Source organism: Mesorhizobium sp. M2A.F.Ca.ET.043.05.1.1, assembly GCF_003952445.1.
Classification (GTDB): domain Bacteria; phylum Pseudomonadota; class Alphaproteobacteria; order Rhizobiales; family Rhizobiaceae; genus Mesorhizobium.
This window is the reverse complement of record NZ_CP034446.1, coordinates 2,757,890-2,780,275: the sequence shown is the minus strand read 5'-3', so window position 1 is coordinate 2,780,275 and position 22,386 is coordinate 2,757,890. Positions and strand designations below refer to the sequence as shown.

Here is a 22,386-nt window from a genome sequence, read left to right as displayed (position 1 = left end):
CTGTTTGTCATTGCGGGCTCTTCGCATGAATGGTTTCGGGGAGCAAGGCGCGAGAGCTAATCTCCCCCTTGTGGGGGAGATGTCGCCAAAGGCGACAGAGGGGGTCGCCGCGCGTAGAGCTCGGCCGCCGTCCCTTGCTACAAAGCGCGTCGGCACTTCATGCGCGGCGACCCCCTCTGGCCTGCCGGCCATCTCCCCCTCGCGGGGGGAGATTACTCGCTTCGCCGCCCCGCTACTTGCGCCAATCTCCCATCTCCCTCATCTTTTTCCCAACAAAAGACACGACGGGACATCACGTGACCCTTCCCAACATGATCACGATCATGCGGCTGCTGCTCGTGCCCGCCGTGGTGCTGGCCATGCTGCTGTCGCTTTGGGGTTGGGCTTTCGCCGGCTTCCTAGTCGCCGGCATCTCCGATGGCGTCGACGGCTTCATCGCGCGCCGCTGGAACCAGTCGTCCCGCCTCGGCGCCTATCTCGATCCGATCGCCGACAAGCTCCTGCTTGTCTCGGTCTTCGTCGTCATGGGCTTTGCCGGCGAATTGCCGCTCTGGCTGGTGGTGACAATGGTCTCGCGTGACGGGCTGATCGTCTGCGCCGTGCTCCTGTCCAGCGTGATGAGCAATCCGGTCGAGGTGAAGCCGCTCTTCGTTTCGAAGGCCAACACAGCCGCGCAGATCGTGCTGGCGGCGCTGGTGCTGGGCGAGCTGGCCTTTGCCGTGCATCTTGGCCCACTGCGGACCGCGCTCATATTGCTGACCGGGGTCTTGACCGTGGCTTCGGCCGCGGCCTATCTCGTGGCTTGGCTAAGGCATATGAGCGGCTATGGCGAAGGCTCCCGAACGAGCAACTCCCAGGACGACGTCACCAGGTCGGGCAACACCAAGTCGGGCATCGGCAGATCGGGCGGCTCCGGCACGGACGCCTGACCACGATGGCGCCGTGATCGCCGCTGACGACAGCTCCGGCGCGCTTCGTCGCCAGGTCTTCTTCTGGCTGGCGACGGCGGTTCTGCTGGCGTTGTTCCTCTATGTCTTCTCGGGCATCCTCCTGCCTTTCGTCGCCGGCATGGTGCTCGCCTATTTCCTCGATCCGGTCGCCGACTGGCTGCAGCGGCTCGGCCTCTCGCGCCTGATGGCGACGGTGGTCATCCTGATTGCCTTCATCGTCGTCGTGGTGCTGGCCTTCGTCATCCTGGTGCCGGTGCTGGCGACCCAGATGGCCGATTTCGCCCGCAAACTGCCGGAATACCTCACACGCCTGCAGTCGCTCATCACCAGCTTCGACCCGAAATGGCTGGAGCAGCGTTTTGGCGTCAACGCCGCCGGCCTGCGCGACGGACTGAACTCGCTGTTGACCTCCGGCTTCAGCCTGCTCACCACCGTCTTCACCTCGATCTGGAGCTCCGGCGTGGCGCTGGTCTCGGTGGTCAGCCTGTTCGTCGTCACCCCGGTCGTCGCCTTCTACATGCTGCTCGACTGGGACCGCATGGTGGCCGAGGTCGACGGCTGGGTGCCGCGCGACCATGTCGAGACGGTGCGCGCGCTTGCCCGCGACATCAACACCGCCACGGCCGGTTTCGTGCGCGGGCAGGGCACGCTATGCCTTGTGCTCGGCGCCATGTACGCCACCGGGCTGACGCTGACCGGATTGAACTTCGCCATCCTCATCGGCTTCTTCGCCGGGGTGATCTCCTTCATCCCCTATGTCGGCTCGCTGACCGGGCTGGTGCTGGCCGTCGGCGTCGCCTTCGTCCAGTTCTGGCCGGACTGGACGATGATCGTGCTGGTTGCCTGCGTGTTCTTCGTCGGCCAGTTCATCGAGGGCAACATCCTGCAGCCCCGGCTGGTCGGAAAGAGCGTCGGCCTGCATCCGGTGTGGCTGATGTTCGCGCTGTTCGCCTTCGGCGCGCTGTTCGGCTTCGTCGGCCTGTTGATTGCCGTGCCGGCCTCGGCGGCGATTGCCGTGCTGGTGCGTTTCGCCATCGCCCGCTATCTCGAATCGCCGCTCTACAAGGGTCACGCCACAGGGCCCGTGCCGCCATTGCCGGCCGATCGCGGCGGCGGCCACCGTTCGAAGCGGGGCTGAAATGGCTGCTCAGCCAGCAGATACGCCGCGTCAGCTGCCGCTCGATCTCGGCCACGGCACCGGCTATTCGCGCGACGAACTCGTCGTGTCGGGCACCAACGTGCAAGCCGCATCGCTGATCGACCGCTGGCCGGACTGGCCGTCGCCGGTGGTCGTGCTGGCCGGGCCGCCCGGCTCGGGCAAGACGCATCTCGCACGGATATGGCAGGAGCGGGCGCATGCGCTCGCCATCCAGCCAGGCCGGATCGGCGAGCACATTGCCGGCCTGGGCATGAGGCCGGCGCTCATCGACGACGTCGACAAGGCGGCGATCGATGAGCAAGGCCTGTTCCACCTGATCAATGAAGTGCGCGGCGCGGGCTCGACGCTGCTGCTTACGGCGCGGCGTTTCCCCTCGGCCTGGCGCGTCGCGCTGCCGGATCTCGTCTCGCGGCTGAAAGCGGCGGCGACGATCGAAATCCACGAGCCCGACGATCTGCTCCTTGCCGGCGTCATCACAAAGCTGTTCGCCGACCGCCAGGTCGAGGTCGAGCCGCATGTGGTGCAATATCTGGTGCGCCGCATCGAGCGTTCGCTCGGCACCGCCATGCGTGTCGTCGAGCGCCTCGACCGCGCCGCCCTGGAGCGCAAGACGCCGATCACCCGCGCGCTCGCGGCCGAGACGGTCAGCGCCATGGACGAAGGGCAGGGCGAGTTCGATATCTAGCCTTTCCCTTCTCCCCTTGTGGGAGAAGGTGTCGCCGAAGGCGACGGATGAGGGGTGCTCCAGGGAAAGCTAGCGTCTCACTCCGCTGGAACACCCCTCATCCGTCTCGGCGCTGCGCGCCGATCCACCTTCTCCCACAAGGGGAGAAGGAAAAATTACGCCCAGAGCCCGGCCAGATGCCGAGCCAAAAGATACACGCCCGTATGCGCCGCGATGTAACAGGCGGCGACAAGGACGAAGACCATCAGGCCGGCGGATCGCGACCGGGCGACGCCGTTCTGGCGTTTGCTCGGCCGGTTGTTCCAGACCCATAGGCCAGCGCACAGGATTGCCCAGACCACCATGACCGGCACCGCGAAGCCGTAATAGGCCAGGTAGGCCGGACCGATCAGCGACAGCAGCGCCTCGAGAACGGGCATCGACAATCCCCCTTTGTCCGAAGTCTAGACCGGCGACAAAGTTGGGAGCGAGGGGGATTGTTCGAGCCGCGTCCCGGCCTGTGCGGCATCCGTGGGAGCGTGCGGCGTAGCCGTCCCATTCCGGAACAGTCTTTCCGGCATCGATCTTGCAACGCCGATGGTGCCGGTTAAATCCCGGCCCCGGTCGCGTTCCAGATCGGGTTGTAGGCTCGCCGGGCTCGAGGTTGTTGGGGTTCTCGCCCGGCGGGTTTACCGTCCCAGCGGCCAATGGGCTCCGCTTACCCGATGATCCTGTCCCGCAACCGGCGCAACCAAGCGGCGAAGGCCTGACCATGGCTGCACGCGTTGGGATTTGATCACGGGCATCTACGCCACGAATGCCGTGCCGCCAGCCGCGACGATCGGAATTTGCAGTTCACCAATCGTGCGGTGACGCGGAGCAGCGGAACGGCTGGACGCTTTGCCCATAAAGCGGCCCGACAGTTTCGCGCTCTGTTGGGGTGCGTTGGGTTAAACCGCCGGGCCTAGCCGACTCGGGGTGGGGAGTCGGCCGACCCAGAGATTACATTAGCAAGGCTGCATGAATATCACGGTTGGTTACATTCCACCGGTTTCGCTGAACTCGCCGGGCGAGGCCCCCAACAACTGCCTCAAGCCCGACGAGCTGCCGGAGATCAACCCGGCAATCGCTGCCTTGCAAGGCCGATGCCAGCGTTTCCGTCCTTGAATGATACGCCTTAGCCTCTGAACGCCTTAGCGGAACATGTCGTTTATCGAGATGCTGGGTCGCCTATGGAACCCTGCCGCACCGATTCGCCAATGGCAGCGACACTTGCCAAATTTCGCTGGCAGGAACGACTCAACTCGGCGAGCAGGCGGGTTTGGCCGTAAGTCTTGATTTTAATGGTCGGAGTGGCGTGATTCGAACACGCGACCCCCTGATCCCAAATCAGGTGCGCTACCAGGCTGCGCTACACTCCGACGTCCCGCGGCGTATAGGGGGCGCACGCCCGGAAGGCAACACAAAAACGGAGCGCGGTTCGATCCGGCCGATGATGCTGTCAAGGTAGCCTAGAGATCGACCTTGGCGACGTTGTCCTTGTACTCCTCCTTCGGATCGTAGCCGAGCAGCATCTTGATGCCGGAGACGACGCTGGAGGCGTCGAGCCAAATCTCGGCCTGTTCAGGCTCGAAGCGAAGCAGCGTCAGCTTCGGATCGTCCCTGCCGCCTTCGAACCACGCTTCCACGTAGCGGTTCCACAGCCGGTCGATCACGACCGGGTCGTTATCGATCTGCAACCGGCCTTGCACCGTTGCAAAAAGGTCATGACCCTTGGATACAAACGTCGCCGTTGCCTGGCTGCCGGAGGAAAGTCCAAGCACAAGCTCGGTTTCCCTGGCGGTGAAGAACCAGATCGGGCCCCTGGCCTCGGCTTCCAGTTGCGCCGTCATGGGGCGCGGGACGATGTTCGAGCCGTCAAGCCCGATCATCATTGTCATATCCGATTTCAGGGCTTTCCAGAATTTTGCTTCGAGCTCATCGGGCGTCGGCATCTCGCTTCCTTTCATCAGAGAAAGGCAAACGACCGACCGTCCTGTCTGTTCCTTGTGGCGCGCTCAGCTCTTCAGGCCAGCGATCTTCCTGGCGATTGCCGCGGCCTGGATTGTTGAGTTGGCGAAGCAGCCGCGAATGCTGGGCCGCATGCCGGTGAACCAGAGCCCGGGCAGCTTCGGGTCGTTCGCGGCGCCGTTGAACAGCGGCACGCCCTTGGCGTCCAGCACGCCGAGCTTGCCCAGCATCGGTTCCAGTCCGGTGCGGTAGCCGGTGGCGGCAATGACGATGTCCGGGGCGATCGACTGGCCATTGTCGAGCACGACGCCGTCGCGCCTGAATTCGCGCAGCTGCGGCACGACGATAATGCGCCCGGCCTTGATGGCCTCGACCGCGCCGTCGTCGGCCGCGATCGCGGTATAGTCGGAGCCGAGCCGGCTGGCGCCGCCCGACGGGGCAGGGGGCAGGCCGTATTTCGTCAGATCTCCGAACACCAGGCGTTGCGTCGCCGCCATGACCGCGTCGGCGAGCCATGTGGGCAGGTTGGCAATGAGCGGCGATATGCGGTGCACCGCGATCTTGCCGATGCGCTTGGGCAGCAGCGAAGGTCCGTTGCGCGCCGAAAGCCAGATCTGGCCGGTCTCGACACGGGAAAGATGGTTGAGCGCGTCGAAGCCGGAATTGCCGGCGCCGACCACCAGCACCTTCTTGCCGGCATAGTCGCTTGCCTTTCCGAAATCGGCCGAATGGATGATCCTGCCGGAAAAATCCTCCATGCCTGTCCAGGCCGGGATGAAGGGTTGCCGGTCCCGTCCGGTGGCGATCACCACATATCGCGCCGCCTTCAAGCCCTCGCTTGTCCGCAGCAGCCAATGGTCGCCTCGGAATTCGATCTCGTCGACCTCGACGCCGAAGGCGACGGGCAGCCGGTGCGTCTCGGCGAACTCATTGAGATGGCGCGCGACGGCGCTGCGGTGCGGGAAGGCCGGTGTCCCCGCGGGATAGGACACGCCGGGCAATGAGGAGAGGTCGCGATGCGTGTTGAGGTGCAGATTGTCGTGACGGCGGTGCCAGGGTTCGGCCAGCCTCTGCTCGCGCTCCAGGATCTGCGTCGTCACGCCGGCCATGGTCAACGCATGCGCGGCGGCAAGCCCGGCGGCGCCCCCGCCGACGACAATCGCGCCGTCCAGTATTGCTGGCTCGCCGGCCCCCGACGGCGAGACTTTCGTATCCGCGCTCATTCGTATCTTTGTCGTCGCCATCATGCCATCAAATGGCATGACCATGTATCCGATGTATGCCGCTCGCAGGCCAAAAGGAATAGGTGCGTGTTGCAGAGCCCCCCGGCATTGTGTCGCGGATTTTGCAAGCGCCGGCTAAAGCATGTCTCCCGAAAGTGGGAACCGGTTTCGGGATAAAGACATGCGTAAACTAAAAGGCTTAAAGCGCATGGAGCGAATCCGAAGGATCGCGACGCGCTTTAATGAACCGGGTCGGCATGGCGATGGACCAGCTTGAACGCGCCATCCTCCAGCCGAAACACTTCCGTCACCCGCAAGGTCATCTCGGTCGCCTCGCCGTTCTTGCCGATGCGCGCCTTGGCATGCTGCAACCCGCTCCAGAACGCCAGATCCCCGCTGGAAGATGCTTGCAGCACCTCGAGGTCGGTGTTGCCGCCTTTGTGGAAGTTTGCGGCGTCGCGTTCGTAACGGCCGGCAACCGCTTCGGCGCCTTCGAGATGGTCGCCGCGCGGTGAGAAGAATGTCGCCGGCCCGGCACGGGTGACGATCGCCTTCAGCGAGGAGGCATCGCCATTGACATAGTCTTCGGCGATCTTCTCGCGCTGCTTCATGAAGGCATCGAAGGCCGAGCCGCCAGGATGCACCGTCCTGATCCAGCTTTCCAGGCTGGCCATGAAATTTTCGAGGAAGGTGGCGGTGTCGGCATTGGTCACCGCGCCTTTGCCGTCCAGGAGTTCCGCGACATTGCCAATATAGGCCTCCGGCTGCTGCATCACCGGCATGTCGAGGAAGGCGAAGGTTTGTCTCAGCGCATGATTGGCGCCGAAAGCGCCAAGCTTATACGGTGTGACACTGACGACCCCTGCGGGCAGGCCCTTGAACACGCTCTTGCCAGATGGGCGCGAGCCGACATCGAGCGCGTTCTTCAGGCAGCCGGGGATCGAGCGGTTGTATTCCGGGGTGACGAACAGCACCGCGTCGCATTCGCGCATCGCCGCACGGAAGGCCGACCACGCCTCTGGCGGGTCGTCACCGTCCAGATCCTCGTTGTAGAGCGGCAGGTCGCCGATCTCGATGAAGCGGCAGCGCACCGAATCCGGCGCGCGGGCCGCAAGCGCCTTGGCGATCTTGCGGCTGAAGGACTGGGCGCGCAGGCTGCCGACAAGCACGGCGAGCTGCAGGACGGCATGTTCGGTTGCATTGGTCATGGCGAAATGTCCGCTTCTGATTGAGGCTCACAGGATTGCCCGGCCCGGCCGCCCGACCTTTCGATAATGTCGCCGGCGCGGCGAGGTTCCCTGCGCCGTGGGGGCGCAGGAGCGCCTGCGGCCTTGCCGCCGCGGCCATTGCACAGTAATGACGGGTTGGCGCGAGATTTCAGGCTCCCGATGGGACCCTGGGAATGGCGTCGAACAACGGTGCCCGGTCTCCGGGCGGCAAAGAGGTGGTCATGTCCGCGCGCATTTTCAGTCCAGCCAAAACCGCGATGCAGTCCGGCAAGGCCAAGACCGGACATTGGGTGCTGGAGTTCGATCCCGCCCAGCGCAAGAAGATCGACCCGCTGATGGGCTACACCACCTCCGGCGACATGCTGAGCCAGGTGAAGCTCACCTTCGAGACGAAGGAAGAAGCGGTGGCTTATGCCGAGAAGGAAAAGATCGCCTATCGCGTCGAAGAGCCGAAGGAAGCCAAGCGCCGGCAGATTTCCTATTCGGACAATTTCCGCTATGACCGCAGGACGCCCTGGACGCACTGACTTCCCGAGTCTTGCATCGCTTGGCGTAACGCAACAGCCGGCCCGGCCGGCCGACGGTCCCGTAGCTCAGCTGGATAGAGCACCGGCCTTCTAAGCCGATGGTCGCAGGTTCGAATCCTGCCGGGATCGCCACCCACTCCATTGCTGTCAATCATTTCAACACCTTACGAGCCGTTTTGTCCAACCTTCGCTTGCGGTTGGGAAAATTCTGTTCACGATCTGACCTGTCAGGCATGGCATCGATAGCCTCGTCGGCGAGCCGTGCCTGATCGGCCGCGCGAGTGTAGCGGTCGACCTCTTGCAATGTGGAATGGCCGGTGACTGCCTGTATTTGCTTGGTGCTTCTGCCTGCCTCGGCAACGCGCCGAGCTGCAGCCTTGCGGAGGCCGTGCGCCGATCGTCCGGTAAGGCCAGCCTTGTCGCACCATTCGCGGAATAGATTGCCGAAACCGGCGGCCGTAAAGGGCGCACCGTGCTCGGTTACCAAGAACGTCATGTTGGTACGTTCGGTGTGGGCGAGAGCGTCGGCCAAGGCCTTATGGATTTTGATGTCCAGCTTTGCCCCAGTCTTGGATTGCTGGACCGTTATGCGGTTGCCGTGCACGTGCTGCCAGCCCATGCGCACGACGTCGCCGCGTCGCTGGCCGGTGTAAAGTAGCAGAGCCATAGCTAGGCGCGCACGGGTTCCTATAGGGTGCGCCTTCTCATAAGCCGCTATGTCGGCCTCGCTCCAATCTGTGAAGCCCTTCGTAGCTGCCTTGAAGCCCTTCACGCCATGCGCCGGGTTGCGGTCGATAAGCTCGATGTCGACAGCGAAGTCCAACAGCAGCCGCAATGCCTTGAGCAAATTATTCGCGGCGTGCGGCCGGTCCGCCATCCCGCCGATGATGGCCTTGACGTGCTTGCGTTCGAGCATGCGGACAGGATCCTGTCCCGTTGTCTGAACGAACCGGTCGACGATGCCACGGCGTACGGTTTTCGTGGAATCGCGCAAGCCGATGAACTCCGGCGACTGGTAATATGCGAGGGCGAGGGCGGCGATGCTGCCAGGCTTGTGCCGTGTCGAGCCGACGGAACGCGCCGCCGCCTTCACGCCAGCCAGCGCTGCCTGGTATTCCTGCCAGAATTCCTCGGTGTCCAACGGTGCATGCAGGTACGTCGAATAAAGGCCTTTGCGGAAGCGCAGGCGCGTCTTACCGTGCCGGTCGGGCGCCGGGCTGACATGCAAGGGCAGGCCGTGTCTATTCCGCCTTGCCATCGCTCAAAAATCGATCCCAAGGATTTGCCGCCGTATCTGTTTCGTTCGGCGTCTCTATAGGAGACGTAATGACGCGAACGCCCGTTTTCGTGATGACGTACGAGAACACCTTCAGGTCCGCCGCTTGCGCCGCTTTCAACGCCCTAGTGATCTCCGCTTGGGTGATAACGGGCGCACGGCCGCTTCCAGCTTGCAATGCCTCACGTCTCCGCATGGGCAGCCTCCCGGTCAAAACGTTCGTTCAGCAGCGAGACAAAGCTGCGACCGTGAAGCAACTCGGCAATCGGCAACAACGAGGCGATCTCGACAGTCCTCTCGGATCTGATCGCGCTGCGATAGTGGCTGGTTACAGTATTTGCTTCAGCGATGCTCTCGTGGGCTCGGCCGGAATCGTCTTGCAGATTTTCCGAAAGAAGCGACAGTGCGGTGACTAGCGAGGGGTGAAAAAAATGGAAATGGCTGTCGTTGAAAGACAGTTCAGCCTGCAAAAATGTATCGATGATCGTAACGTCGATGACGGGAGCAATTTCCGGATCATCACCCGGGCGTTCGTCTCCAACATGTTCTTTCAAGCCAAATTCCGCAGCAAAGTCCGGTGAGGCGAGAAGGTCCAGAGTTGCGGCAATGGCATCTCTGAACGTCAAACCAGGGACGAACGTCGCCTTAGTTGTCGGCCCCGCTTTCTCGCTAAAGTGCATCATCGATGGAACGATAAGCAGCGAGCCGAAATCACGCATATATTCTGGGGCTCGCGCCGGAGTGGGGCAAACCATTAAGGCAATCAGCAAACTGGCAGCGTCCGCCGAGGTAGCTTTTGGGACACTTCGGCCTCGGCCGCCATGCGTTAGTATTTCCTGCTCGCGACCCAAGCGGGAAATGAGCCGTGCGGTCGGGAGAGGATAGTCAAGCGCCGATGCGATACAGGCTGTCAGTTCGGTCAAGTTGGCTGGCATCTGTGCGGAACATGTCATTTTCCCCACTGTGTATCGCTCATTAATCGCCCGCTGTCAATTCCGACTGCATGATGCTCAGTAGAAGACCCGACGGAACGGGTCTGCAAATTTGCTGACCCTTTGATGATCGGGGATTTCTCAAAGGGGAGGGTGGAGCACGAGTCCCGATCAGCCTCCCAAATGGCGAGCGAAGGATCGCTTCTGCCGAGCAAGGCAGAATAGACAGCGCCCGCAGCGGCATTCTACAGAGCCGATGGCTGCTTTGCGCCGCATAGCTGCCGTTGAGGTGAACTCCGTATTTCTCCAATAGCAGACTGAGCTTCACCGTCCTTCTTTATCAAGAGCTGGTTTGCCGAGTGGTCGTTCCATCGCTGGCAGCCGCTCCCGAATTTACACCATTCCTGCATGCGGATGAGCGCCACCTAACCGCAAGCATGACCTAGCCGTCGGAACGCGGAACTCCAGCAAGGCAGAGGTCATTGTATTGCACGCGCTGCCGGTAAGCCTATTTCGCATGATCGACAGGCGCCTACGCAGTCACCGCAACGCATCAATCACGAAGGAAACGAGTTTCTGAGCTGAAATCTCGCAATGGTTCGGAGGCGTTGCACTGAATCTGGGGTCCCATAAGACGGCGAGCGAGGCGCATAAGCAGGACGCGGCAGCGCGCGTATCTGTCCGTCGGTACTCCTTTGCGCCAATGCCGGCGCGAATAAGCTCTCCCACGAGGCCCTGGAGCCGATTTCGATATTGTCTGTAGGACGGCCAGTTGCTGCTCGCGGCAAGGACAATCAGGCGGTACATTTGCGGATCGCCCTGCTGGGCCTGGAGCAGCAAGCGATGGAGGCCAAGCATCGTTTCTTTCAGTTGGTCCGTTGCACGCGACAGGTCGCCTGCACTGGATGGCTCGAAGCAGAGGTGACTTTCGTAGAAATCAGCTGCGATGGCGTCCCATATCTCAGCCCTTGAGGGGAACATTCGGTACAGGCTTGCGGGAGATTTTCCGAGCAGTCGAGCGATGTCGGCAACTGTCGTCTTTGACGGTCCATACCGGCGACAAGCCGCCGTGCCAGCTCGAATGATCGGCATTCTCTCATCGGCTGAATGATCATTGCTGGCAATGCTGGAAAGGACCATCGTTTCACTCTCAACGGTAAGCTCGGATCACCAATTCGCCCGTAGCCACGCGCGACGATCAGTAGGAAATCTGCCCGTCCCGTATCTGACCAGCGTCCGAAGACAGCTCCCGTTTCAAGATCTCGCGAGCCTTAGGGCTGATGACTGCAGCTGGAGCAGCAACGGCCACCCGCGCTGCCGAACCGGCAATACCGGCGGCCGTCACCCCGATCTTATCGGCGTACGACGCCTCTTCTCCGGCCAGACTTTGCCCTGCAAGCCGCTGCCCAAGAAGGCGCACAATGCCGGGGGTATCGGCAAACGCGCTGTGGCCGAGCGGATCGCCGGGTGTGATGTCGCTGGTGTCGATAACCGAGACGCCAAGCTCTTCGAGCACGGAAGCGTAAGGCCTGAGATCGGTACCACCGACGCGGCTAACTCCTCCCGAAAGCAGTCGGGAGATTTGCAGGGCCTTGTCGTTGGTCGATGTAAAGATCGTGAAATGCGGTCGGGCTGCGCCCATCTCGATGAACTGGCGGCGAAACACGTCGATGTCGATATCCGGCGACGCGAAAACCACGTTCCTGACTTTCGTTGGGATGGTCTGGTCGCGCATGGCGATATCGCGTAGCGCCTCGGCCGTCAGCCATGCGCCCATTGAGTGAGCCAGGATCGTCACGTCGGCGACGTCAGGACTGCTTGTGGCCTGGAGGATCAGGTCTTCCAGGGCGCGGCGTGAGTAGTTGGTGCTTTCCTTGTCATAGAGATAGTCGAATGGATCCCCGCGCGAGGGCCATGTGAAGAGAATCGGCGCTGCATCGGTTCCGGTATCGTGAACGATCTGGGCGAAGCGGAAGACGGCATCGGCGTATGTGTTGTTGAAGCCGTGCACGAAAATAAGCGCCTGCCGCTTGCCGCTGCGATTCCTGCGAACCCACTCAAGAACTGCGCGTTGCGAGGCGATTTTGTCCACGCTGAGTACCGCAAACTCCTTTTCGGGATCGGGTTTCGCCAGCAGGGGCCACTGGATCTTTCCGACCGTGCGGTTCCGATCCGGAGGAATGGAGACGACTATATTGTTGAGCGAGATCGCCGTTCCGCGATCGCCACTATAGAGCTGGCCGCGATCGTCAGATGGCTTGCGCGTCGTCGCGACCAGCATGTCTACGTGGCCAGCATCACTGGCGGCAAAGGGAAGAGGTTGAAAGACGTTTTCGGGTCGAGCGGCGCAGCTGATCAGCAGGCACAGCATCGCGGGAGCAAGCAGGCCTTGCCACCAACGGACAGGAAACCTCAGCCTCGGCCAAGCGTGACATTCTCTTCTCATCGGACGACGGTCAGGCTTCGCAGAAACTGATCGGCTGCGAGGACGATGAACGCGACAACGGTCATCATCAGAGCGCGCCGGAAGCGCGTCTGCTTGATGATCCTGACGCGTGACACCTTGAGCAGTTCGGCGGAAAGAACAGAGGTCCAATCGGAGCTTAGCGCCTCCCGGACGAAGTCCCCGAGATTGGCGAATGTGCTGGGGTCGACATAGTAAACGCGCTGCTCGGAGCCACAGAACTTCTTCGCGACAAGATCCTTTTCCGCGCGGATCCGGCTTGGGTGAATAACCTGCCCGAACTGCAGAATCGGCATGATGAGAACGCCCCAGACGCCTGCGAAGAACAGTGGCCCGAGTGGTGCGTGCGTTGGCAGAAGATCGCCGAAATGGAGCACAAGATTTAGCGCCAGGATGTAGCCCACGCCGACGATTTGCGCCTTTGTGTCATAGGCGCGTACCGTCGTCTGCGCTTCCTGCAGAGCAGCGAGCAGCATCTTGTCGGTGTAATCGCGAGTGTTGCCTCGTCCGGGCATCGTGGAATCCATTTGAGGAATGTGTTTGGAGGACCCTACGGTCCTCCCAGCTTCGTTCACTTTCAGCCATCCCGCCGGGATGGCCTCTTCGCCAGCTACTGCATGAACCAGCCGTGGCTGACGACTATCGACTGACCGGTGAGGGCGTTCGTGGGGAACGCGGCGATGAATGTTGCGGTCTCGGCCACGTCGGAGACCGTGGTGAACTCACCGTCGACAGTCTCCCTCAACATCATCGTGCGGACGACCTCCGCCTCAGTAATGCCGAGCTCGCGCGCCTGCTCGGGAATCTGCTTCTCAACGAGCGGCGTGCGCACGAAGCCTGGGCAGATCACATTGGCGCGAACACCATGCGCGGCTCCTTCCCTGGCAACGACCTTGGCCAGACCGATGAGGCCGTGCTTAGCGGTGACATAAGGAGCCTTTAGGGGCGAAGCCTCCTTGGAATGCACGGAGCCCATGTAAATGATTGAACCGCCCTTTTGACGGTACATCTGGCGGAGCGCGGCGCGCGTCGTCAGGAAGGCGCCGTCCAAATGGATACCCATCATGGTCTTCCATTTGGCGAATTCGAACTCGACGAGCGGCGCCACGATCTGGATTCCTGCGTTGCTGACGAGAATGTCTAGGCTCCCGAAAGCCTCGAGGACACGGGACATACCCGCCTCCACCTGTTCTTCGTTGGTGACATCCATAGTGAGGCCGAGGGCGCGCTCTCCGCTTGGATCAATGTCTCGAGCAGCTGCTGCGGTTCGGTCCCGGTCGAGATCGGCGACGACGACCGTTGCGCCCTCGCGAATGAAAGTGAGCGCGATCTCCTTGCCTATGCCGCCCGCGGCACCGGTGACGACGGCCACCTTGCCGAGCAGCCGGCGGCCTGCATTCATGGCCTCCCGGTCAGCAATCTCAAAATGCGAGGTCATAGGTCCTTCCTTTCGCTGCTTTATGGGGAGGAGTTGCCAGGTAGTCATGCACGACCCTGCCAAGCCCAAGCGTCAGGTCGGCGATTAGGTGAACGGCCGAGACGACCTCATGCACCGGCAGCTCCGACAGCGGCGCGAGTGCGTGCGAGCTGAGATCGAGGGCGGCCGGCCCAGTCCAAGCACCTTTGAGGTGCACATCCTGTAAGTGGTATTCGACGAGTTCGCAGATACGGGGCGTGCCGTCCACGTGAGGGATGATCTTCAGGAGGAAGTTCGGCTCCTGGAGCGAAGCAAGTACTGCCGTTCGATCCGCCGGTCGGTGCTTGAAGCCCATGGTGCCGGTAGCTACACGCACTCGGCCGTAGTCGAGCGTGCCGACCAACGTGTCGGTCTCGATACCCAGTGATGGGTTCGCAAGCTTCTTTGGAAAACCCCAAAGCTCACGCCCGCCCGCGATCGGGGGCTCATCATTCAGGAACATGCAATGCGAGTAGCTGCCGGGGTTCCCTCGGTACCTCACCGGGATCACTTGACCGGATTCGGTGTAGTCGCCAAAACCGGTTGAGTCCGGCATGCGGATGAACTCGTATTTCACCAGCGGCCGATGTTCGTCAACCTCGAGCGGCTCAGGCACAAGCGCCCTCAGCCGCACCGGGTCGGTCCGGTAGGTGATGATCAGATATTCGCGGTTTGCGAAGCGGTAGGGACCCGGCGGAAAAGCTGGGCTTGTCAGCGGCATTGAGAAGGCGCGCTGGCGCACTTCGTTCTCGTTCATTGTAGATTTCCTTTTTCCGGCATAAGACGGGTTACTCGCGCCCGTGCTGGGAGAGATCGAAAGTGGAAACGCCATCGATTGTGGCGGGCCGCTCTAGAACTTCGGGATGGCGAAGCGTTTTGACCGCGTCGTGGTAGCCGGCGCGCCAATGCTCCGTCATGGCGAGGCGAGAGAACTCATAATCCTTGGAGTGCCCCTCATAGGCCCGACCGCGATAAATGAGGTGCACAAGGCTGTAGACCTTTTGATCAGCCTCTGCGCTCAGAAGCCTGGCCTCGGCCGTGTCATGCAGTTCGTCAGGTAGCTTCGACAGAAGGCTGCCTAGCGCCGAGCGCAGGCGCTGTACCCGCTTAAACTGATCGGTGTTGGCGCGGGTTCGACTTGAATACTGGATCTCTTTCTGACGTGTGGTGACCTCGGCAATGTTGCGGGGAATTTCCCCTTGCGCGCTCCACAGATCCACCTGGAAGGCAAGGGTGTCCTGGCGGGGAGTGGACTCCGCCACCCATTGCAGGGGCGTATTCGAGATGAGGCCGCCGTCCCAATAGAACTCGCCATCGATCTCGACGGGAGGAAAACCGGGCGGCAGCGCGCCGCTCGCCATCACGTGTTCGGGCCGGATGACATGGGTCGTGTTGTCGAAATAGACGAAGTTGCCGGTGCGCACATTGACCGCGCCAATGCTGAACCGCATCTCGCCGGAATTGATGCGCTCGAAGTCGACAAACCGCTCAAGGGTCGCCTTCAGCTGTTTGGTTTCGTAGTAGCTTGTGGCCTCGATCGTACCGTCTGGATAGAGCCAAGGCACGAGCAACCGAGGTGAAAAGAAGCCGGCGGCGCCGCCAAGGAGGGCGGAGGTCGAACCGATCTGACTGAGGAGTCCACGGGCTACATCACCCGTCGGAAGCGGCGCGCCACAGCCAACAAACCACTCAAGGAGAGGATTGGCGCTGACGGCCTCCCAGAACGCCTTAAGTCGTGTGACCCTCTGGTCAGGCGCATTGCCGGCGATGATCGCGGCATTGATAGCGCCGATCGAAATCCCAGCAACCCAGTCGCAATGCAGATCTGCTTCGGCCAGCGCCTCATAGACGCCGGCTTGGTAGGATCCGAGCGCCCCACCACCTTGCAGCAGAAGAGCGATGCAATCGAAGCTCGGGCGCGCAGAACGCTGGTGTGATCTCCGCATCGGCAGACGTTGCGCCCCCGCGGCTCGCACTGCTGATCCATTCGTCATGGTTATACTCCGAGGAACAACGCAAGCCGCGCCTGATCGGCCGCTGGTTGCGCTTTTGGCGCACTGATTGCTTCGAGAAACCCGGCCACCAACGGCATTGTGGTTGCTGTGAGCTCAAACTCTCCGGGCGCGCGGAGCCAATCGAGAACCGATCCATTGACCAAAAGCAGAAGCGAGCGCGCGGCCAATTCCGGCGAGAAGGTAGGCGCGAGCCGGCCGCGGGTTGCGGCGAGTGCTATCACGGACTCGAACAATTTCTGGAGCGCCAGGTCCGCTTCCCGCTGACGCGTAACCGCCGGCAGCATGTCCTCGGAATATTCGCAACGCAGCCAGAGAATTGTAAGAATGCGGGAACGTTCCGGATGGGTTTCGAACGCCTGCAGCCCCTCCCGGATTGCGTCGGCCAGCTCTCGCAATGGATCAAGGTCAGGCTGACCGGCGAGACGGGCCGTAAGGCGATCGCCAAACTCCTCGTTCGGCATGTTGGCGCGCCGCTCCAGCGCCGTGAAGATCTCCTGCTTGTCGCGGAAATGCCAATAGACCGCCCCGCGCGTTACGCCCGCGGTACTTGCGATCTGTTCCAGGGTGGCACGGGTTACGCCGCGCTCGAGGAAGACGTCGACGGCTGCAGCCAAGACGGCCTCGCGTGTCTGTTCGGCCTCGGCCTTGGTGCGTCTCATCAGTGAAGTCCTTCCTCTGCGTCAATTTTTACATACATTCACGACTTTCCCTATTTACATACATACACGAATGTATATAAGCAAGCCCCAAATTGTCGAGGCCGGCGGCGAATTTCGTCGGACTGGCCACAACAGAGGGTCTGTCATGAAGTCCGCATCCACACTTGCCTGCCTGGGATTAACCGTCTTTACGTGCGTTGGTGCGTCCGCGCCGCCACCGCCGGAGGTCCGCCCTGTGCGAACCGTGGTCGCCTCCGCCAGCACCGAAGGGGAGCCCGTTTCGCTCACGGGCCATGTCCGCGCACGCACCGAGGAGAACCTCGCCTTCCGCATTGACGGCCGGATGATTAGCCGCAAGGCGAGCGTGGGGCAGGTGGTCCAGCCGGGCGACATCGTCGCCGAAATCGATCCGCAGCCCCAGCAGGATGGACTGCATGCCGCGCAGGCGCAGAACGAAGCAGCGCAAGCGGCCGTCCACGAAGCCGCCAACACCCTGGAACGTCAAAAGACTCTGCTCGGGCAAGGCTGGACCACCCGGGCCCAGTTCGACGCCGCCGAGAGGGCATTTCTTAACGCCAAAGCCCAGGTGGATTCCACGGCGGCCGTATTGCACACGGCCCAGGATCAGTTCGGCTACACCAAGCTGGTCGCCGACTCGTCCGGCGCCGTGATCGCCACCGGGGCCGAGGCCGGGGAGGTTGTCAGGGCTGGTCAGACGATTGTCACGGTTGCGCACGGTGACGGTGCCGACGCGGTATTCGACGTGCCCGCGAGCCTCATGCGCCAGGTCGCCCCTGACGCGCCGATCGACGTCGCGCTCACCGATGATCCGTCGGTACGCGCCGTTGGCCAGGTCCGTGAAGTTGCGCCGCAGGCGGATCCCGTCACCCGGAGTTATCGGGTTAAAGTTGGGCTCAGCGCCTGGCCGAAGGCGATGCGCCTTGGGACAACAGTGACCGGTCAGACACATATGCAGGTGGCGAGCGGCATAGAGCTCCCAGCAACCGCCCTGACGACGGCAGGGGACCGGCCGGCGGTTTGGATCGTCGACGGCAGAACGCAGCAAGTCTCGCTTCGAACCGTCGACCTGCTACGACAGGATTCCTCCCGCATCGTGATATCGCGAGGGGTCGAGAGCGGCGAAATCGTTGTGACCGCCGGCGTGCATGCGCTGAGGCCCGGCCAGAACGTCCGGCTGCTGGGAGCTTCCCAATGAACCGCTTTAATCTCTCCGCTTGGGCGCTCGCGCATCGCTCGGTCGTCTACTATCTGATGCTGGCTGTCCTCGTCCTTGGCATTGGGGCCTACCTGCAACTGGGGCGCAACGAGGATCCCACCTTCACCATCAAGACCATGGTGGTGCAGGCAAGATGGCCTGGCGCCACGCTCGACGACACGCTGCACCAGGTAACCGAACGCTTGGAGCGCAAGCTTCAGGAAACGCCTCATCTCGACTACCTGAAGAGCTACACCAAGGCCGGCGAGTCCACGGTCTTTGTGTACCTGAAGGGATCGACCGCACCGAAGACGGTGGCAGATACCTGGTATCAGGTGCGCAAGAAAATCGAAGACATCAGGCTGACCTTGCCGCAGGGCGTGATCGGCCCAGTAGCTGATGATGAGTTCGGCGACACCTACGGCATCATCTATGGGTTCACCGCCGACGGGTATACCAACCGCGAGCTACGAGACTACGTGGAAAACGTCCGTTCGCGGCTCTTGCAGGTGCCCGATGTCGCCAAGGTAAATTTGATCGGCGCGCAGCCTGAGCGCATCTATATCGAGTTCTCGCCTCAAAAGCTCGCGGGCTACGGCCTTACCGCGGAGGCTCTGACAACAGCGCTGCAGGCTCAAAACGTCGTGGTTCCCTCGGGTGAGATCGTCACCGATCAGGAAGGCATCAAACTGCAGGTAAGCGGCGCGCTGAAATCCGAGAAGGATATCCTCGCAGTCAACTTCGCGGTGGGCGACCGCATCATTCGCCTTGCCGACATCGCTCAAGTGCGCCGCGAGGATGCCAACCCGCCCGATCCGATCTTCCGCATCAACGGCAAGCCTGGCCTGGGCCTCGGGATCTCCATGCGCGACGGCGGCGACGTCCTGGCGCTCGGTCGCAACGTCGAAGAAACGATAAAGGAACTTAGGAAGGACCTGCCGGTCGGCATCGAGCCCACAATGATCGCCAACCAGCCGGAGACAGTCAGTCATGCGATCGGCGACTTCATGGAAGCGCTGTGGGAAGCGATCGCCATCGTCCTCGTCGTGAGCATTTTGAGCCTGGGCTTCCGCGCCGGCTCCGTTGTCGCGATCTCGATTCCTTTGGTCCTTGCGATCGTGTTCGCGGCAATGCTGGCCTTGGGCATCGACCTTCAGCGTATCTCGCTTGGTGCCCTCATCATCGCTCTGGGCCTGTTGGTCGACGATGCCATGATCACCATCGAGACCATGGTGAGCCGTCTCGAACGTGGCGACGACAAGCCGAGCGCGGCCGTCTTCGCCTACGCTTCGACCGCCATGCCGCGGCTTGCCGGCACGCTCGTCACTGTCGCCGGCTTTGTGCCGGTTGGCTTTGCGCGCAGCGACGCGGGCGAATACACTTTCTCGCTCTTCGCCGTGGTGGCGCTGTCTCTAATCGCTTCCTGGGTGGTGTCGGGCCTCTTTGCCCCCGTCGTGGGCGTCGCGCTCCTGGGAAAGCCAAAGCATTCGCATAGTGAAATGCTGAGCGCGCCCATGCGCTTGTTCAAGCGTGCTCTGTTGGCTGCAATGCGCGCCAAATGGATCACCATCCTTGTGACGGCGGGTCTCTTCGCTGCAGCCCTGGCCGGAGCCCGTCTCATCCCGCAGCAGTTCTTTCCGTCCTCCGATCGGCCTGAGTTGTTGGTGGATCTGAAGCTGCAAGACAACGCCTCGATTCTCGCGACAAACGAGGTCGTGCAACAGTTCGACGAGATTGTGGCCGCCGATCCTGACGTTGAGCATTTCTCGACCTATGTCGGTCAGGGCGCCATTCGATTTTACTTGCCGCTCGACGTAGCCCTACCGAATCCGTTCTTCGCGCAGTCAGTCATTGTCACCAAAGGGCTTAAGGAACGTGAGCAGGTTCGCGCGCGTCTCGAGAAGGCATTGGCGACGCGGTTCCCGCAGGTTGTCGCGCGTGTCAATCCGCTGGAACTCGGTCCCCCTGTCGGCTGGCCGGTGAAATACCGAGTGGACGGACCGGATCCGGCCCAAGTTCGCTCCATTGCTCTGCAGGTTGCCGATGCCCTGGGCAAGACGGCTGGGCTCCGCAACGTCAACTTCGACTGGGTCGAGCCATCACGGGTTATGCGTGTCCGCGTCGACCAGGACCAGGCGAGACAGCTGGGCCTTAGCTCCGCCGTGGTGGCGACCGCGCTCAATGCCATTGTCTCCGGCACGACGATGACGCAGGTTCGCGACGATATTTACCTGGTCGACGTGGTCGCGCGCGCCGAGCAGACCGAGCGGACCTCTCTTGAATCGCTTCGCTCATTGCAGATCCCGCTGCCGGGCGGGCGGGTGGTTCCACTACGGCAGATCGCAACCTTTGACTATTCCCAGGAATACCCAATCGTCTGGCGGCGCGATCGCGTTCCAACCCTGACCGTGCAGGCCGACGTGGTGCCTGGTGTGCTGCCAGCAACGGCCGTCAAGGCATTTGAGCCTCAACTCGGCAAACTCGTTGCGGCGCTGCCGAGCGGCTATCACATTTCAACTGGCGGCTCGGTGGAGGAGAGCGGCAAAGCCCAAGCTTCGGTTATGGCGGTGCTGCCGGCGATGGGTCTGCTTGTGCTGACCATACTGATGTTCCAGCTACAGAGCTTCCAGCGCATGTTCCTGGTCTTGAGTGTTGCTCCGCTCGGCATCATCGGCGTGGTGGCGGCCCTGCTGCTTGCACAAGCTCCGCTGGGCTTCGTCGCGATCCTGGGTGTGCTGGCGCTGACCGGCATGATCGCGCGCAATTCGGTCATCCTGATCGATCAGATCGAGACCGAAAGAAGGACCGGCGCCCACCCGTGGGATTCTGTCGTCACAGCCGCGCTTCACCGGACACGTCCGATCTTGCTCACGGCGGCCGCCGCGACACTCGGCATGGTGCCGATCGCGCCGACCGTCTTCTGGGGGCCAATGGCCTTCGCCATCATCGGCGGCCTCGCCGTCGCGACGGTTCTTACCCTGATCTTCCTGCCGGCCCTCTATGTCGCGTGGTTCCGGATCAGTGAACCGCTTCAGGCTGAATCCTGCACGGAGCCCGCGCACACAGGAATCCTTGCGTTGCAGGCATGATCGATAGGCGAGCCACGGATCGGCCGTGGCTCGCCTCACGCAGGTTCAGGAATAGCTTGCCCGGAGCTACAGACCGACCGAACGCCGTTATATGAGGCCCCGGCCCCGCTCCAGTGAATCAGCGGGACCGTTCGGTTTGCGCTCAAAAGCGTGCGGCTGGTCCATCTTCGCTGAATAATGAGGTTCTACAATGATATGCATAGCATGCAGCCGCCTATTTAATAGTCGCCCGATGCGGTACTACTTCTGCTCGCCGGTGTGCTGGGAGGATGCCAAGGCAAACACCGCTTGGAGGATCCTCGCACATGGTTGGGGCCCGTCCTGGCCGCCTGTAAAGCTCACCACTACTGCCTACTTTCCCAAGCCATTCGAGACGCGCCAGCGTGCTCTACGCGATGTGAGTGCCCGTCGCACTGACGCGGTCAGCCGGTTCTTAATTTAGCCGTTTCCATTCCTTGGCCGTGCTGCTCGTGCGCAACAGCTTCAAATGCTGCGCTTGTCTCTGAGCAGCGCTCTCAGAAGATTTGAAGTCGGGGGCCCAAGCCGCCCCTGTGATTGCCAATAAGGCGAACGCTCGCCTAGCCAGTGCCAGCGGTCAGAGTTGATCGATTTATCGAGGCCCAGGTGGAGTATCTGGAGTCGATCTCATGTTGATCCGCCGAATCGGGATCGGCTGCCGACTTCGTGCCATCGTGACGGAATGCTGGTGATCAGGACGGCGACGATACCGGTAACGAAAATGCCATCGAATGTCCCAGCTCCGCCAATCGACACAATCGGAGCTTGAAGATGGGCCAGCTTGTCAAAATTGAGAAGATCGGCGCCAATCAGCGTGCCGAGAGATCCGGCAATATAAGCAAGCGGGGCCGGGCGTTCGCGTAGGAGAATTAGCGCTGCAAATATGGCCGCAGTTGCGGGAACGAATGCCGGAACGGCTATGCCAACCCCGGGAATCAGAGACGAAAACCAGTAGCAAATCGCCGCTACAACGACCGTTGCCAGCAGCCCTTTCAGCCAGAGCTGCCATCGGGTGAGAAGATACGCCGACAAGATCACTGGAATGACCGCTCCTCCCACATTGATCGCAAGGACAGTACCACCCCAATCAGTCGCGGAGGCACCTTGATAATGCATACCAAAGAAACCTGCTGCCTGATTGGTCATTGCGGTGCCTTGTGAAATCACAGCCAAGGGGATGTTGATGTAGCTTCCGATTAGGGAAGCAAACAGTAAGAGCACCGCCCCGGCCGGGCTTACTCCCAACTGCTCGTACGCATATTTTATCAGCCGCAGAGGCAGCAGCACGAAAACGACGAAAAACAGAACGACCAGAATGAAGAAGGAATGGACCGATAGAGGAAGATACCAAAACTGAGTGAAGTTCATCGGAATTCCTCCGTCGGGACACGCGGTTATGGGAGTGGCGGTCGGTTCTTATCGCCCGCAGCCGCGCTGCATTTCGGTCACGGTGGTCGGCGAAGCGTTCACGACAGTTCTCCTTTCCACCACGTGATTGA

At 61.6% G+C, this 22,386-nt stretch carries 21 protein-coding genes and 2 tRNA genes; 7 read left to right on the top strand and 16 right to left on the bottom strand.

All coding sequences use genetic code 11. The features are described from left to right. Positions 1–296 precede the first annotated feature (296 nt). The 3 genes from EJ069_RS13770 to hdaA are packed head-to-tail and all read left to right on the top strand — an operon-like array spanning position 297 to position 2,794. Entirely contained in the window at positions 297–929 is a 633-nt protein-coding gene (locus EJ069_RS13770) for a CDP-alcohol phosphatidyltransferase family protein (RefSeq protein ID WP_126061752.1), read from the top strand. 13 nt (positions 930–942) lie between these two features. Next, on the top strand, positions 943–2,088 hold the full coding sequence (locus tag EJ069_RS13765; protein ID WP_126061751.1) for an AI-2E family transporter: 1,146 nt from the start codon (positions 943–945) through the stop codon (positions 2,086–2,088). 1 nt (position 2,089) lies between these two features. Next, positions 2,090–2,794 carry a DnaA regulatory inactivator HdaA gene (hdaA, locus tag EJ069_RS13760; protein ID WP_126061750.1) on the top strand — a complete coding sequence of 235 codons (705 nt, stop codon included), beginning with the start codon at positions 2,090–2,092 and terminating at the stop codon, positions 2,792–2,794. A gap of 155 nt (positions 2,795–2,949) precedes the next feature. On the opposite strand, the gene EJ069_RS13755 is transcribed toward hdaA, so the two are convergent. The 5 genes from EJ069_RS13755 to EJ069_RS33760 form a co-directional block, all read right to left on the bottom strand. Next, complete coding sequence (locus EJ069_RS13755; protein ID WP_126061749.1) at positions 2,950–3,213, bottom strand: hypothetical protein; 264 nt, start codon at positions 3,211–3,213, stop codon at positions 2,950–2,952. Between the two features lie 904 nt (positions 3,214–4,117). Beyond that, positions 4,118–4,194 (bottom strand) — tRNA-Pro (locus tag EJ069_RS13750). Positions 4,195–4,284: 90 nt separating this feature from the next. Beyond that, positions 4,285–4,767, bottom strand: coding sequence for a pyridoxamine 5'-phosphate oxidase family protein (locus EJ069_RS13745; protein ID WP_126061748.1), 483 nt, complete (start codon positions 4,765–4,767; stop codon positions 4,285–4,287). 63 nt (positions 4,768–4,830) lie between these two features. Next, positions 4,831–6,006: an NAD(P)/FAD-dependent oxidoreductase gene (locus EJ069_RS13740; RefSeq protein WP_126061747.1), complete on the bottom strand. Its 1,176-nt coding sequence runs from the start codon at positions 6,004–6,006 to the stop codon at positions 4,831–4,833. Positions 6,007–6,245: 239 nt separating this feature from the next. Beyond that, complete coding sequence (locus tag EJ069_RS33760; RefSeq protein ID WP_189476370.1) at positions 6,246–7,214, bottom strand: NAD(P)H-dependent oxidoreductase; 969 nt, start codon at positions 7,212–7,214, stop codon at positions 6,246–6,248. A 242-nt stretch (positions 7,215–7,456) separates the two neighbouring features. On the opposite strand from EJ069_RS33760, the gene EJ069_RS13730 reads away from it, so the two are divergent. Together EJ069_RS13730 and EJ069_RS13725 are read left to right on the top strand one after the other, a co-directional pair. Next, positions 7,457–7,762 (top strand): ETC complex I subunit, encoded by a 306-nt coding sequence (locus EJ069_RS13730; protein ID WP_126061746.1) that lies wholly within the window; start codon positions 7,457–7,459, stop codon positions 7,760–7,762. A 55-nt stretch (positions 7,763–7,817) separates the two neighbouring features. Continuing rightward, positions 7,818–7,894, top strand: a tRNA-Arg gene (locus tag EJ069_RS13725). Between the two features lie 19 nt (positions 7,895–7,913). Here EJ069_RS13725 and EJ069_RS13720 read toward each other — a convergent pair. From EJ069_RS13720 to EJ069_RS13675, 10 genes are all read right to left on the bottom strand, one after another. After that, on the bottom strand, positions 7,914–8,990 hold the full coding sequence (locus EJ069_RS13720) for a tyrosine-type recombinase/integrase (protein WP_245456552.1): 1,077 nt from the start codon (positions 8,988–8,990) through the stop codon (positions 7,914–7,916). Between the two features lie 13 nt (positions 8,991–9,003). After that, complete coding sequence (locus EJ069_RS13715; protein WP_126061744.1) at positions 9,004–9,234, bottom strand: hypothetical protein; 231 nt, start codon at positions 9,232–9,234, stop codon at positions 9,004–9,006. Then, positions 9,221–9,757, bottom strand: coding sequence for a hypothetical protein (locus tag EJ069_RS13710; RefSeq protein WP_126061743.1), 537 nt, complete (start codon positions 9,755–9,757; stop codon positions 9,221–9,223). The genes EJ069_RS13715 and EJ069_RS13710 overlap by 14 nt, the downstream gene beginning before the upstream one ends. A 753-nt stretch (positions 9,758–10,510) precedes the next feature. Then, on the bottom strand, positions 10,511–11,110 hold the full coding sequence (locus tag EJ069_RS13705) for a TetR family transcriptional regulator (RefSeq protein WP_126061742.1): 600 nt from the start codon (positions 11,108–11,110) through the stop codon (positions 10,511–10,513). 58 nt (positions 11,111–11,168) lie between these two features. Further along, entirely contained in the window at positions 11,169–12,341 is a 1,173-nt protein-coding gene (locus EJ069_RS13700) for an alpha/beta hydrolase (protein ID WP_245456550.1), read from the bottom strand. A 71-nt stretch (positions 12,342–12,412) separates the two neighbouring features. Continuing rightward, complete coding sequence (locus tag EJ069_RS13695; RefSeq protein WP_189476367.1) at positions 12,413–12,949, bottom strand: hypothetical protein; 537 nt, start codon at positions 12,947–12,949, stop codon at positions 12,413–12,415. A gap of 95 nt (positions 12,950–13,044) precedes the next feature. After that, on the bottom strand, positions 13,045–13,872 hold the full coding sequence (locus EJ069_RS13690) for a 3-hydroxybutyrate dehydrogenase (RefSeq protein ID WP_245456548.1): 828 nt from the start codon (positions 13,870–13,872) through the stop codon (positions 13,045–13,047). After that, positions 13,856–14,647 (bottom strand): acetoacetate decarboxylase, encoded by a 792-nt coding sequence (locus EJ069_RS13685; RefSeq protein ID WP_126061739.1) that lies wholly within the window; start codon positions 14,645–14,647, stop codon positions 13,856–13,858. Before EJ069_RS13685 ends, EJ069_RS13690 begins: the two co-directional genes overlap by 17 nt. A gap of 31 nt (positions 14,648–14,678) precedes the next feature. Beyond that, entirely contained in the window at positions 14,679–15,836 is a 1,158-nt protein-coding gene (locus EJ069_RS13680; protein ID WP_126064724.1) for a DUF3734 domain-containing protein, read from the bottom strand. A gap of 50 nt (positions 15,837–15,886) precedes the next feature. Continuing rightward, positions 15,887–16,564, bottom strand: a complete 678-nt coding sequence (locus tag EJ069_RS13675; protein WP_126061738.1) for a TetR family transcriptional regulator — start codon at positions 16,562–16,564, stop codon at positions 15,887–15,889. Between the two features lie 145 nt (positions 16,565–16,709). On the opposite strand from EJ069_RS13675, the gene EJ069_RS13670 reads away from it, so the two are divergent. Continuing rightward, on the top strand, positions 16,710–17,780 hold the full coding sequence (locus EJ069_RS13670) for an efflux RND transporter periplasmic adaptor subunit (RefSeq protein ID WP_189476364.1): 1,071 nt from the start codon (positions 16,710–16,712) through the stop codon (positions 17,778–17,780). Beyond that, positions 17,777–20,869, top strand: a complete 3,093-nt coding sequence (locus EJ069_RS13665) for an efflux RND transporter permease subunit (RefSeq protein ID WP_126061736.1) — start codon at positions 17,777–17,779, stop codon at positions 20,867–20,869. The genes EJ069_RS13670 and EJ069_RS13665 overlap by 4 nt, the downstream gene beginning before the upstream one ends. A gap of 645 nt (positions 20,870–21,514) precedes the next feature. Here the strand turns inward: EJ069_RS13665 and EJ069_RS13660 are convergent. After that, positions 21,515–22,255 (bottom strand): DUF1614 domain-containing protein, encoded by a 741-nt coding sequence (locus EJ069_RS13660; protein ID WP_126061735.1) that lies wholly within the window; start codon positions 22,253–22,255, stop codon positions 21,515–21,517. Between the last annotated feature and the right edge of the window lie 131 nt (positions 22,256–22,386).

Bases quoted from the DNA above. Each gene is read 5' to 3' on its own strand.
- hdaA (WP_126061750.1), top strand. From the start codon at position 2,090: ATGGCTGCTCAGCCAGCAGATACGCCGCGTCAGCTGCCGCTCGATCTC.
- EJ069_RS13755 (WP_126061749.1), bottom strand. From the start codon at position 3,213: ATGCCCGTTCTCGAGGCGCTGCTGTCGCTGATCGGTCCGGCCTACCTG.
- EJ069_RS13745 (WP_126061748.1), bottom strand. From the start codon at position 4,767: ATGCCGACGCCCGATGAGCTCGAAGCAAAATTCTGGAAAGCCCTGAAA.
- EJ069_RS13740 (WP_126061747.1), bottom strand. From the start codon at position 6,006: ATGAGCGCGGATACGAAAGTCTCGCCGTCGGGGGCCGGCGAGCCAGCA.
- EJ069_RS33760 (WP_189476370.1), bottom strand. From the start codon at position 7,214: ATGACCAATGCAACCGAACATGCCGTCCTGCAGCTCGCCGTGCTTGTC.
- EJ069_RS13730 (WP_126061746.1), top strand. From the start codon at position 7,457: ATGTCCGCGCGCATTTTCAGTCCAGCCAAAACCGCGATGCAGTCCGGC.
- EJ069_RS13715 (WP_126061744.1), bottom strand. From the start codon at position 9,234: ATGCGGAGACGTGAGGCATTGCAAGCTGGAAGCGGCCGTGCGCCCGTT.
- EJ069_RS13710 (WP_126061743.1), bottom strand. From the start codon at position 9,757: ATGCGTGATTTCGGCTCGCTGCTTATCGTTCCATCGATGATGCACTTT.
- EJ069_RS13705 (WP_126061742.1), bottom strand. From the start codon at position 11,110: ATGGTCCTTTCCAGCATTGCCAGCAATGATCATTCAGCCGATGAGAGA.
- EJ069_RS13700 (WP_245456550.1), bottom strand. From the start codon at position 12,341: ATGCTGTGCCTGCTGATCAGCTGCGCCGCTCGACCCGAAAACGTCTTT.
- EJ069_RS13695 (WP_189476367.1), bottom strand. From the start codon at position 12,949: ATGCCCGGACGAGGCAACACTCGCGATTACACCGACAAGATGCTGCTC.
- EJ069_RS13690 (WP_245456548.1), bottom strand. From the start codon at position 13,872: ATGACCTCGCATTTTGAGATTGCTGACCGGGAGGCCATGAATGCAGGC.
- EJ069_RS13685 (WP_126061739.1), bottom strand. From the start codon at position 14,647: ATGAACGAGAACGAAGTGCGCCAGCGCGCCTTCTCAATGCCGCTGACA.
- EJ069_RS13680 (WP_126064724.1), bottom strand. From the start codon at position 15,836: ATGCGGAGATCACACCAGCGTTCTGCGCGCCCGAGCTTCGATTGCATC.
- EJ069_RS13675 (WP_126061738.1), bottom strand. From the start codon at position 16,564: ATGAGACGCACCAAGGCCGAGGCCGAACAGACACGCGAGGCCGTCTTG.
- EJ069_RS13670 (WP_189476364.1), top strand. From the start codon at position 16,710: ATGAAGTCCGCATCCACACTTGCCTGCCTGGGATTAACCGTCTTTACG.
- EJ069_RS13665 (WP_126061736.1), top strand. From the start codon at position 17,777: ATGAACCGCTTTAATCTCTCCGCTTGGGCGCTCGCGCATCGCTCGGTC.
- EJ069_RS13660 (WP_126061735.1), bottom strand. From the start codon at position 22,255: ATGAACTTCACTCAGTTTTGGTATCTTCCTCTATCGGTCCATTCCTTC.